Source organism: Parafilimonas sp., from assembly GCF_051953455.1.
Classification (GTDB): Bacteria; Bacteroidota; Bacteroidia; order Chitinophagales; family Chitinophagaceae; genus Parafilimonas.
On record NZ_JBQCIT010000037.1, the window covers coordinates 47884 to 59720 of the forward strand.

General features: G+C 40.7%; 11 protein-coding genes. 10 read left to right on the forward strand and 1 reads right to left on the reverse strand.

Annotation, left to right across the window (positions count from 1 at the left end):
• Window position 1 precedes the first annotated feature (1 nt).
• Window positions 2-241, forward strand: coding sequence for a hypothetical protein (locus ACTHN6_RS14865; RefSeq protein WP_143075774.1), 240 nt, complete (start codon window positions 2-4; stop codon window positions 239-241).
• Here the strand turns inward: ACTHN6_RS14865 and ACTHN6_RS14870 are convergent.
• Window positions 234-1799, reverse strand: a complete 1566-nt coding sequence (locus tag ACTHN6_RS14870) for a hypothetical protein (RefSeq protein WP_440436558.1) — start codon at window positions 1797-1799, stop codon at window positions 234-236. The two genes, ACTHN6_RS14865 and ACTHN6_RS14870, sit on opposite strands and share 8 nt — an antisense overlap.
• Before the next feature lie 179 nt (window positions 1800-1978).
• Here ACTHN6_RS14870 and ACTHN6_RS14875 point away from each other — a divergent pair, with 179 nt between their 5' ends.
• From ACTHN6_RS14875 to ACTHN6_RS14915, 9 genes are all read left to right on the forward strand, one after another.
• Window positions 1979-3145 (forward strand): 2-isopropylmalate synthase, encoded by a 1167-nt coding sequence (locus tag ACTHN6_RS14875; RefSeq protein WP_440436559.1) that lies wholly within the window; start codon window positions 1979-1981, stop codon window positions 3143-3145.
• Between the two features lie 161 nt (window positions 3146-3306).
• Window positions 3307-4707: a 3-isopropylmalate dehydratase large subunit gene (gene leuC, locus ACTHN6_RS14880; RefSeq protein WP_440436560.1), complete on the forward strand. Its 1401-nt coding sequence runs from the start codon at window positions 3307-3309 to the stop codon at window positions 4705-4707.
• A gap of 79 nt (window positions 4708-4786) precedes the next feature.
• Window positions 4787-5569 (forward strand): class I SAM-dependent methyltransferase, encoded by a 783-nt coding sequence (locus ACTHN6_RS14885; protein ID WP_440436561.1) that lies wholly within the window; start codon window positions 4787-4789, stop codon window positions 5567-5569.
• Window positions 5570-5664: 95 nt separating this feature from the next.
• Window positions 5665-6243, forward strand: coding sequence for a 3-isopropylmalate dehydratase small subunit (gene leuD / locus ACTHN6_RS14890; protein ID WP_440436562.1), 579 nt, complete (start codon window positions 5665-5667; stop codon window positions 6241-6243).
• Between the two features lie 3 nt (window positions 6244-6246).
• Window positions 6247-7710, forward strand: a complete 1464-nt coding sequence (locus tag ACTHN6_RS14895) for an ATP-binding cassette domain-containing protein (RefSeq protein WP_440436563.1) — start codon at window positions 6247-6249, stop codon at window positions 7708-7710.
• A gap of 6 nt (window positions 7711-7716) precedes the next feature.
• The gene (gene leuB, locus ACTHN6_RS14900; RefSeq protein WP_440436564.1) at window positions 7717-8838 is read left to right on the forward strand and encodes a 3-isopropylmalate dehydrogenase; all 1122 of its coding nucleotides are present in this window, start codon (window positions 7717-7719) and stop codon (window positions 8836-8838) included.
• Between the two features lie 250 nt (window positions 8839-9088).
• Window positions 9089-10777 carry a dihydroxy-acid dehydratase gene (gene ilvD, locus ACTHN6_RS14905; protein ID WP_440436565.1) on the forward strand — a complete coding sequence of 563 codons (1689 nt, stop codon included), beginning with the start codon at window positions 9089-9091 and terminating at the stop codon, window positions 10775-10777.
• 63 nt (window positions 10778-10840) lie between these two features.
• Window positions 10841-11326 (forward strand): DinB family protein, encoded by a 486-nt coding sequence (locus tag ACTHN6_RS14910; RefSeq protein WP_440436566.1) that lies wholly within the window; start codon window positions 10841-10843, stop codon window positions 11324-11326.
• Between the two features lie 70 nt (window positions 11327-11396).
• Window positions 11397-11837 (forward strand): thiamine pyrophosphate-binding protein (locus tag ACTHN6_RS14915; protein WP_440436567.1); only part of this gene is annotated, 441 nt, incomplete at its 3' end.

Consider the following 11837-nt stretch of genomic DNA (forward strand, 5'->3'; position numbering starts at 1 on the left):
TATGGAAAGGGAATTACTGATAACTGTTAAAACAAGTGAAACTGATAAGAAAAAGATAAACCGGGAAATAGAAAACATAAAAAGATTATTTCCGTATATGGAGTCTTTTGAAACATTTACCTTAAGCCATGAAGTGTTGGATTTGGAAAAACACACGGTAGTTAGCGCCAGGCCAAAATTGCATGATATATTTAAAAAAGGGATTCAAAAAAACAGCAGTTTTATTATAAGCCTTAATTAAGGGCATCTGCCGCCTGCCGGTTCTTTTTAGCTTTAAGGTATTTATTGTGAATAATGTCCTGCACCGGCACGTTTTCAATCTTGCTCTCCAGCCAGCCTATTATATCGAGGTACATAAATGACCGCGTGGCAAGCGGGTTTCCTTTTAATGATTCAAGCTTGTTTTTCAGCGGTTCAAATTCAGCCACAATTTTGGCAGGCGTTGAATTAAACGATTTACGCAGAAATTTAAAAATCTCTTCTTCTACAATATTCAGGTTATTCATTTTGGCCATAAACCTGTACACCGATTTAATTAGATATTCCACCAAGTCATAATTACCCAGTTCAAAATGTGCTATTAAATGCAGCAGCCTTGAATAACAGTGAAGGTCAGTCCTCAAATCAGGCCGGCGGTTTATAATCAGGTTGAGATAATCAATGGCTTTTTCATTATCACCACTTCCGAAATATAAACAGGCGATCTTATAATAAAAGATGAGAATACGGTGCGTATCAATATGCAGTTTATATTCTTCAATTTTTTCTTCAATATAAGGCACCAGTGAAAGCCCTTTAGTAAAAGTGCCATGCATAAAATGCTTGTTCAGTAAAGCAATCTGCATGTAAATAAAAGTTTGAATTTGTGTATTGGCATCTTTTTGCCCCGCCTTCGATACCCAGAACGATTCAAATAATTGCAGTACTTCATCAAACTTTTTATAATTGGATAAAACAAAATGCGCTGTTGAGAGGTTATGCAGCCCTTTTACATATTGAATGGATTCAATATCCTTCATGCTCCTGTTTTCTTCAAACAGGTCCACCCATTTTTGCGAATAGCGGTAAAAGCCCAGCAGGTCCTGCAATATAAATGTGTACCAGGTATAAGACTGGTAATAATAAAGCTTTTCGTAAAAGTCCATATCACAAACCTGGCAGGTGGGCAAATAGGAAAAGAAGAAGTCATGCAATGCTTTCTCATCTTTCTCATCCCTTGCATGCCCGTGCTGAATATACCAGCTATATAACTGCAATGCAAAGCTGGCCAGCTTATTCAACCGCAACACCCGCCGGCTTACTTCATCCGATTCTTTTGATAATTCTTCGGCCTTGCCTTCTATGCTCCTCGTTATATGCATGGCTTCAATTTTCTTTTCAAAAATTAAAGCCTGCAGGCGGTAAGTGGATTGATCATGTGTTTTGGCAACAGCTTTTACTTTATCCAGTATTTTCAGCGACTGCATATAAAGGCCTTTATTATACAGTAACCTGGCATACATAATATACTCGCTCAATACCGTTTCAATATCAGGCGATGAATGCGTAAGGCTTGAAAGCAACTGTTTATATAAATAAGCTTTCATATTAGAAAGCTGCTGCTTTTGAATGGATGGATTTTTGCGCAGCAACTTTTCTTCATCATATTCAGCCATATTATCCAGCGCATCAAATAAAGCCAGTATTTTGAGGTCGTCTGTGCCCGATATGCGTTTTACATGCAGTTTAAATAATCTCTTTTCCGACTTATCAAGTGACTTTATCAACTGAAATAGCTCGTCTGTACTCCTGTTAGGCATCGTAAATAAAATTTGCGCAAATACTTATCTGTAAAGACTTTCAGCAAAATTACAGGTTATTTATAACCGTAAAAGCATCCTCATATTCATTTTAGTGGAAATGTAATATGTTTAACTTTATCTCTTCCTGATATTACTAACAATTGTTCATAAATAGTACACCGCAAAATCACAGATCTATGCAAACAAAAAAGATTGACATTTTCGACACCACTTTAAGAGATGGCGAACAGGTGCCCGGTTGTAAACTCAATACAAAAGAAAAAATACAACTGGCGCTCGCTCTTGAAGATTTGGGTGTTGATATAATTGAGGCTGGCTTTCCTATTTCCAGCCCAGGCGATTTTGCTTCGGTGGAAGAAATTTCCAAGGTAATTAAGAATGCTACTGTTTGCGGCCTTAGCCGTGCTGTTGAAAAAGATATAAATGCAGCCGGTGAAGCCCTTAAATATGCAAAGCGTCCACGCATCCATACAGGCATCGGTACTTCCGATTCGCATATCAAATCTAAATTTAATGCTACCCGGGAAGAGATTCTGCAACGTGCCGTCCAGGCGGTTAAATGGGCAAAAGGCTGGGTAGATGATGTGGAATTTTATGCGGAAGACGCAGGCCGCACCGAAAACGGGTTCCTCGCAAAAGTAATAGAGGCCGTAATAGCTGCAGGTGCAACGGTGGTGAACATTCCTGATACAACCGGTTATTGCCTTCCCCATCAATACGGAGAAAAAATTGCCTATCTCGTTAACAATGTCCCCAATATTGATAAAGCTACAATTTCCTGCCATTGCCATAACGATCTTGGATTAGCAACTGCCAATTCCATTGCCGGGGTAATAGCCGGGGCGGGCCAGATAGAATGCACTATCAATGGTTTGGGCGAACGGGCCGGCAATACTTCGCTGGAAGAAGTGGTAATGGTTTTAAAACAGCATGCTTACCTCGGTTTTTATACAAATATTAAAACAGAAAAACTTAACCCGCTCAGCCGCCTGGTAAGCGATACCATGCGTATGCCGGTTCAGCCGAATAAGGCTATTGTGGGCGCTAATGCATTCGCCCATTCAAGCGGTATTCACCAGGATGGTTTCTTAAAAGACAACAGTACTTATGAAATTATCCGGCCGGAAGATGTGGGTGCGGATGGCAGTAAAATTGTTCTCACAGCACGCAGCGGCAGAAGTGCCTTGGCACACCGCTTTCAGAAAATCGGTTATAATTTTAACCGCAACGATATTGATGTATTGTACCAGCAGTTTTTAGCCGTAGCCGATAAAAAGAAAGAAGTAAAAGACGACGATTTGCATGAATTGGCTAAAGCATACCAGCCGGAGGCTGTTTCTTAAATTTTTTGGAGACCGGCAATCGTATCAAGGAATAACGGTTGCCGGTTTGGCATCATACCTTGTGCTTTCAGCATTTAATTAACAATTCAGACCACAAAGACATGAAGGCACAAAAAAATCGATCGAAGTGTCTTTGTGGGTAGTGGTTCAAACAAATAAAAATGGGCAAGACTTTATTCGAAAAAATCTGGGAAAAACATGTAGTAAAGCAAATTGAAGGCGGCCCTTCAGTTTTATATATTGATAAGCATTTTATTCACGAGGTAACCAGCCCGCAGGCTTTTAAAGGTTTAGAAAACAGAGGGTTGCAGGTATTTCGTCCGCAACAGGTGGTGGCAACTGCCGATCATAATGTGCCAACACTCAATCAACATCTTCCCATTCGCGAAGAATTATCCAGGAAGCAGGTTGAAACCCTGAAACAGAATTGCGAAAAGTTCGGTATTGAATTATATGGTTTAGGCCATCCTTACCAGGGGATTGTTCACATCATCGGCCCTGAACTGGGCATTACACAACCGGGCATGACCATTGTTTGCGGGGATAGCCATACTTCAACGCATGGTGCATTTGGTACTATAGCATTCGGTATTGGCACCAGCGAAGTGGAAATGGTTTTGGCAACGCAATGTTTAATGCAGAGCAAGCCAAAATTGATGCGCATTAACGTAGAAGGTACCTTAAATAAAGGCGTTGTTTCAAAAGATATTATTCTTTATATCATTTCAAAAATATCTGCCAGCGGCGCCACCGGTTATGCAGTGGAATATGCAGGCTCTGCTATCCGCAACCTGTCGATGGAAGCCCGCATGACCATTTGCAACATGAGTATTGAAATGGGTGCCCGCTGCGGCATGATTGCTCCCGATGACATCACTTTCGATTATGTAAAAGGTCGGAAGTTTGCTCCGCAAGGCGAAACATGGGACAAAGCATTGGCTTACTGGAAAACTTTATACAGCGATGCAGATGCTGCATTCGATACAGAGCTAAACATTAAAGCGGAAGATATTGAGCCAATGATAACCTACGGTACCAACCCGGGCATGGGCATTGGCGTTACAGGTCATGTGCCTGCATTAACAGAAATAAGTGCAGAAGATAAACCTTCATACGAAAAAAGCCTGCATTATATGGGCCTTGAACCGGGTACCGTAATGAAAGGCAAAAAAGTAGATTATGTTTTTATTGGAAGTTGTACCAATGCCCGCATTGAAGATTTAAGAATGGTGGCCGGTTTTGTAAAAGGGAAACGAAAAGCCGAAGGGGTTGAAGTGTGGGTGGTTCCCGGCAGCAAGCAGGTAGAAAAACAAGCCATTGAAGAAGGCATTAACACAATTTTTGAAGAGGCCGGATTTATGTTGCGCCAGCCGGGTTGTTCTGCCTGTTTGGGCATGAATGAAGATAAAATTCCCGCCGGTAAATATTGTATCTCCACTTCCAACAGGAATTTTGAAGGAAGGCAGGGGCCGAATGCCCGGACGTTTTTGGCGAGCCCTTTAACCGCTGCTGCAGCAGCTATAACAGGTGAAGTAACCGATGTTAGGGAACTGATATCCTGAAAGAATTATTAACCATGTAATCTGAAGAACTATCGCTTCAGTTTCCATACAAAGATTAAATATGACAGGCCCGATAAATATGAAGTTTCAACGCTCACCATTAGGGACGGAAGCATGGGATGCCAATTTATACGATAACAAACACGGCTTTGTTGCAAAGTATGGTGAAGATGTGATGGGCTGGCTGGCACCACAGAAAGGGGAACATATCCTGGATGTTGGTTGCGGCACCGGAACATTAACGCATAAAATAGCAGAAAGCGGCGCTATTGTTACCGGTATAGATGCATCACCTGAAATGATTGCCAAAGCAAAGCAGGCGTATGGTGAACTTGAATTTCTTGTAAAAGATGCAGGCAATTTCACTTTTATTTCAAAGTTTGATGCAACCTTTTCAAATGCAACCCTTCATTGGATAAAAGACCAGCAAAATGTATTGCAAAGTGTTTATGACAGCTTGAAAGACGGTGGCCGCTTTGTGTATGAAATGGGTGCCAAACACAATATTGAAAACATTCATGAAGCGATAAAAAAAGCATTGAATGAAGAAGGCTTTGAATTGAATTCGAACATCCAGGTAAATTATTTTTCATCTGCGGGAGAGCAGGCAACAATGCTTGAAAACGTTGGCTTCACCGTTTCCAATATCATTCAGTTCGACAGGCCGACAGAACTGGTTGGCGAAGATGGTATGAAGAATTGGATCGTTCAGTTTTGCCAGGCTTTTTTCAAATTTATTCCATCAGAAAAAATTGAAATAATCATTGATAAAGCCGTTACTACGTTGCGGGAGACTAATTATAAAAATGGCAAATGGTACGGAGATTATAAAAGATTAAGGGTAAAAGCTGTTAAAGCTTAGACTAAGTATTTGAAATAATTTTAAAGAATAAAAACTCCTTCGGGAGACAGGGTATGAGCAAGCAAATAAATATAATTAAATCAACGGTAGTTCCATTGAACATTGAAAACGTTGATACAGACCAGATAATTCCTGCACGTTTTTTAAAGGCTACCAGCCGCGATGGCTTTGGTAAAAATCTTTTTCGCGACTGGCGTTATGAAAACGATGATGAATCAAAGCCTAAAAAAGATTTTGTTTTAAACGAGCCTTTATATAAAGGGAAAATATTGGTGGCTGCCAAAAATTTTGGTTGCGGCTCATCGAGGGAACATGCGGCATGGGCTATTAAAGACTATGGATTTGATGTGGTGGTAAGCAGTTTTTTCGCTGATATTTTCAGGAACAATGCACTCAATAATTTCTTGTTGCCGGTAGTAGTAAGCGAAAATTTCCTGCAAAAAATTTTTACCGCCGTATTGTTTGATAAGTCAACAGAACTTGAGGTGAACCTGTCTGATCAAACCATTACCATTTTAAACAATACATCCACGCTTCCATTTGCTGAAAATCCAATGGAGCATTTCGAAATCAATAATTACAAGAAAACATGCCTGTTAAATGGTTTTGATGACATCGATTATTTATTGAACATGAAGCAGGAAATAGAAACATACGAAACACAGCATAATTAAGCTATGGCGCAAACTTTCATCACAGCAAATAATATAATTGTAAACCAGCATCATAGTTTATTGCTGGACTCTGTTTCGTTTGCTCTGAATGAAGGCAACCATTTGTTAATTACAGGAAAGTCAGGCAGTGGCAAAACAACGCTGGCAAAAGTATTAGCCAATAAGATTTTTTATAAAGGCGCTGTTGAATATGCCGGCAAGAAACCGGAGATAATTTTTGTTGAACAACATTATTTTTTCAAAACGTTATCTAACACCAGCGATTTTTATTACCAGCAGCGCTACAACAGTTTTGAAAGCAATGATGCTTTAACCGTGCTGGATGAGTTGCTGAAAGTATCCGGTGATAAAAATAAAATTGAGGCTTTGCTTACGCAGCTTCAATTGCATCATCGCAGACATGATGCTTTGCTGCATCTTTCAAGCGGCGAACACAAACGTTTCCAGCTAATCAAAGCTTTCCTGCAGGATGCCGATGTTTTTATTTTTGATACGCCGTTCATTGGCCTCGATATTAACAGCCGGGGAATTTTGAAAGGCATCATTGATGAAAAGGCCAAATCTTCAACCATCATTGTTATTGCCGATGTTGAAGATGCACCAACATGTATCACGCATATTGCAGAACTCGAAAATGGTGGCTTGAAATACTTTGAAGAAATTGAAAGTTTCAAAAAGCATCATTCAGCATACGGCGTTCATCGCTCACAATTCAATGGTGAAGTTCCGGCATGGAAAACTACAGTTGAATTTGATGTTGCCGTAAAACTGGAAAATGTTTCTGTTGCTTACGGTGAAAAAAAGATTCTCAATCATATTAACTGGCAAATAAACCGTGGTGAAAAATGGCTGTTGAAAGGTGTGAATGGTGCGGGTAAATCAACACTGACAAGCTTAATAACCGGCGATCATCCGCAGGCATATTCCAACAAGGTTTTTTTATTTGATAAGAAACGCGGCAGTGGTGAAAGTATTTGGGATATTAAAAGGAAAATAGGTTTTGTATCGCCTGAACTGCATTGGTATTATGATAAAACCATTTCAGTTTATAATACAATTGCATCAGGTTTTTTTGATACGATTGGTGTATATAAAAGGCTAAGTGAAGAGCAGCAGCATATTGTGAACGAATGGTTGAATTTTTTAAACATCGAAGCAAAAGCACAGCAACAATTGCATACGATTTCTACAAGCCAGCAGCGGCTGGCTCTACTGGCGAGGGCACTTGTAAAAAATCCGCCGTTATTAATTCTTGATGAACCTTGCCAGGGCCTGGATGAACAACAGGTGACGGACTTTGTTGCACTCGTAGATGAGCTGTGCAGCCAATCGAACAAAACATTAATTTATGTAAGCCACTATGAAAATGAAATTCCCCGGTGTGTTGACAAAGTGATGTTGCTGGAGAATAATGCGCATAAACAATATTCAATTAATATAACTAAATCAACTGCTATAGCAGTATAGCTTTTTATGCAGAAAAATATTACCGTAATAGAAGGCGATGGCATTGGCCCGGAAGTAACAAGGCAATCTGTAAAAATATTGAATGCGATTGCCGCGCAGTTCAATCATACATTTAATTACACCTATCATTTAATGGGCGCCGTAGCTATTGATAAAACCGGCAACCCGTTACCTGATGAAACCATCGAGAGCTGCCTGAACAGTGATGCCGTTTTGTTTGGTGCAATCGGCCATCCAAAATATGATAACGATCCAACTGCCAAAGTTCGTCCCGAACAAGGTTTGCTGAAGCTGAGAAAATCATTGCAGTTATTCGCTAACATCCGCCCCGTAAATACCTATCCTGCGCTGCAGCATCTTGCTCCGTTGAAGGCAGAAAAGCTGGAAGGTGTTGACTTTATCATCTTCCGCGAATTAACCGGCGGTATTTATTTTGGTAAAAAAGAATTAAGCGAAGACGGTACAAAAGCAAGCGATGATTGTGTTTATACAACGCCCGAAATTGAACGCATTGCACACCTTGCATTTCAATATGCACAAAAACCGGAACGCAGGAAAAAATTAACGCTGGTTGATAAAGCCAATGTGCTGGAAACATCAAGGCTGTGGAGAAAGGTGGTGCAGGAAATCTCCAAACAATATCCTGATGTAGCGGTAGATTATATGTTTGTTGATAATGCTTCCATGCAGATAATGCTTAATCCAAAACAGTTTGATATTGTGTTGACGGAAAATATGTTTGGTGATATCATCAGCGATGAAGCCAGCGTGTTAAGCGGTTCGCTTGGTTTATTGCCTTCGGCTTCTGTTGGCACAGGAACAGTTTTATTTGAGCCTATTCATGGTTCTTATCCGCAGGCCGCGGGAAAAGATATTGCCAATCCTTTAGGTTCCATTTTATCCGCAGCCATGATGCTGGAACATTTTGGCTTGACTGCCGAAGCTACATTGGTGCGCGAAGCAGTTAAATGGACACTGGAGAATGGCTTTGTATCTAAAGATATTGAGCCGGTGAATTTTTATTTCACTTCAACCATAGGCGATCTTATAAGTGATTATGTGAAATCAACTGATCATGAAAGGATCAATGTTGAAAATGTGCAACTGAGAAAATCAACAATAATATAAAGCCGTAAAAAATTGCGGCGAAGTTCTTTGGATAATTAAAAGGCGGTTATATATTTGTTCATCATCTTAAAATATGTTGAACAGAATAATCAATAACATCACTAATAACAGCGTCATAATTATTGTCGTTGTCATTATTACTTCTGCAATGGGAGGTGGTGTTTAGTATATAAACTAAAAAAATTGATATAGAAACCCGCCTCCAGACCGAGGCGGGTTTTTTATTCAGATAAGATTTATACAAAAAACAATGGCAGAACTAAACAAGTATTCTAAAACGTTAACGCAGGATCCAACGCAACCTGCAGCGCAGGCAATGTATTATGCAATCGGATTTAAAGAAGAAGATTTTAAGAAAGCTCAGGTAGGTGTTGTAAGCATGGGTTGGGATGGCAATCCCTGCAACATGCATTTAAATGATTTTGCAACACGGGTAAAAGACAGCGTAAATAAAGTTGATGGTTTATTGGGTTTGCGTTTTTATACAATTGGTGTGAGCGATGGCATAAGCATGGGCACTGATGGCATGCGTTATAGTTTGGTAAGCCGTGATGTAATTGCCGATAGTATTGAAACCAATGCCGGCGCTCAGTATTATGACGCTATTGTTGCAATACCGGGTTGCGATAAAAATATGCCGGGTTGCATAATGGCTATGGGGAGGCTCAACCGCCCTTCCATAATGTTATACGGTGGCACCATTGAACCCGGCCATTACAAAGGACAAAATGATTTGAATATTGTATCTGCTTTTGAAGCCCTGGGGCAAAAGATTGCCGGCAATTTAAGCGAAGAAGATTTTAAAGGTATTGTTCGTCATGCCTGCCCCGGCGCCGGCGCCTGTGGCGGCATGTACACCGCCAATACTATGGCAAGCGCTATTGAAGCCATGGGCATGAGTTTACCGTATTCATCAAGCAACCCGGCGTTAAGCGAAGCGAAGCAAAAAGAATGTGATTCGGTTGGTGAAGCCATAAGGTTATTGCTTGAAAAAGATATCAAGCCAAAAGATATTATGACGCGTAAGGCATTTGAAAATGCCATTACGGTTGTAATGGTATTGGGCGGAAGCACCAATGCCGTATTGCATTTGATTGCTGTGGCAAAAAGCGTGGGTGTTGATTTAACGATAGACGATTTTCAGAAGATAAGCGATAGAGTGCCCATGCTGGCAGACTTTAAACCAAGTGGCAAATATATGATGGCAGACCTGCATCAATATGGCGGTGTGCCTGCCGTAATGAAATACCTGTTGAGCAAAGGCCTGATACATGGCGATTGTTTAACGGTAACCGGTAAAACCATTGCAGAGAATTTAAAAGAGGCACCCGATCTTGATTTTGAAAAGCAGGATATTTTAATGCCTTTGGAAAAGCCGCTCAAGGCAACAGGCCATTTACAAATTTTATACGGCAACCTTGCTGAAAAGGGAAGTGTGGCAAAAATTACCGGCAAAGAAGGCGAGCGTTTTGAAGGCGCTGCAAGGGTGTTTGAAGGCGAAGCGCATTTGATAGAAGGTTTGCAAAGCAAGCGTGTACATGCAGGCGATGTGGTGGTTATACGCGGCATTGGCCCCAAAGGTGCGCCGGGCATGCCCGAAATGCTGAAACCAACGGGCGCCATTATTGGTGCAGGTTTAGGTAAAAGTGTTGCCTTAATAACTGATGGCAGGTTTAGCGGCGGCACACACGGTTTTGTGGTGGGCCACATTACACCGGAAGCGCAGGAAGGCGGCCTCATTGGATTGGTTGAAGACAATGATATAATTGAAATAGATGCCATCAATAACACGCTTACTTTAAAAGTGAGTGAAGAAGAAATTGCGAAGCGCAAAGCCGCATGGAAGCAGCCTGCATTAAAAGCAACAAACGGTGTTCTTTATAAATACGCAAGAAGTGTAAAAACAGCAAGTGAAGGATGTGTTACCGACCAGGAATAGCGGATTTAAAATAATGATTAGAGTATTTGTGAAAAGCGTTGATGCTGTTGAATAAATAATGATATGAACAAGCAATATTTTATAGAATTAGCTGAATATAACTTATGGGCAAATAACATTGCCTGTGGCTGGCTTGAAAATATTTCTGATGAACAATGGAACAAGCCAATCGTCAGCAGTTTTAGCAGCATACAGGAGACGGTATTGCATATCATCAGTGCAGAAAATACGTGGCTGCAAAGGTTCAGGCATGAACCGGTGAAATGGTTGCAGTCAACATATAAAGGAACAAAAGCAGAACATATAGCACTTTGGAAGAAAACATCTGAAGCTTTCAAAATATTTGTTGAAAATTTTAATGAAATGGATCTTACTAAAAACTGCGATTTTAAAAGATTGAACGGAGACGCTTATTCAATGCCCTTTTACCAGTTGTTTGCACACGTCGTCAATCATGCAACATATCATCGCGGACAATTGGTGACCATGTTGCGGCAATCGGGGTTTATAAATGTTGGCTCAACAGATTTACTGGGCTATTACAGATAACAGTTGTATTAAATTAAAATATATCTCACAATAAAACCCACTGGCTGGGTTCACAATAAAAAATGTTTTTATGGAAACACTTGAATTAGTTAAAGAAGAAACTGCTAAACCAAAAGTTGAAAATATCAGTGGCAGTGAAGCCGTGATGAGAGCATTGATAGCTGAAGGCGTGGAAACAATTTTTGGTTATCCGGGCGGCGCTATTATGCCCATTTATGATGCGTTGTTTGATCACGACAATAAACTGAAACATATACTCGTACGCCATGAACAGGGCGCCATACATGCAGCGCAGGGCTTTGCACGCACAAGCGGTAAAACCGGTGTCGTGTTTGCAACCAGCGGCCCGGGCGCCACGAATCTTGTAACAGGCCTTGCCGATGCGCAAATTGATTCTACACCCCTTGTTTGTATCACCGGCCAGGTATTTGCGCACCTGCTGGGCACTGATGCTTTCCAGGAAACAGATGTAATAAATATTACAACGCCTATTACCAAATGGAATTACCAG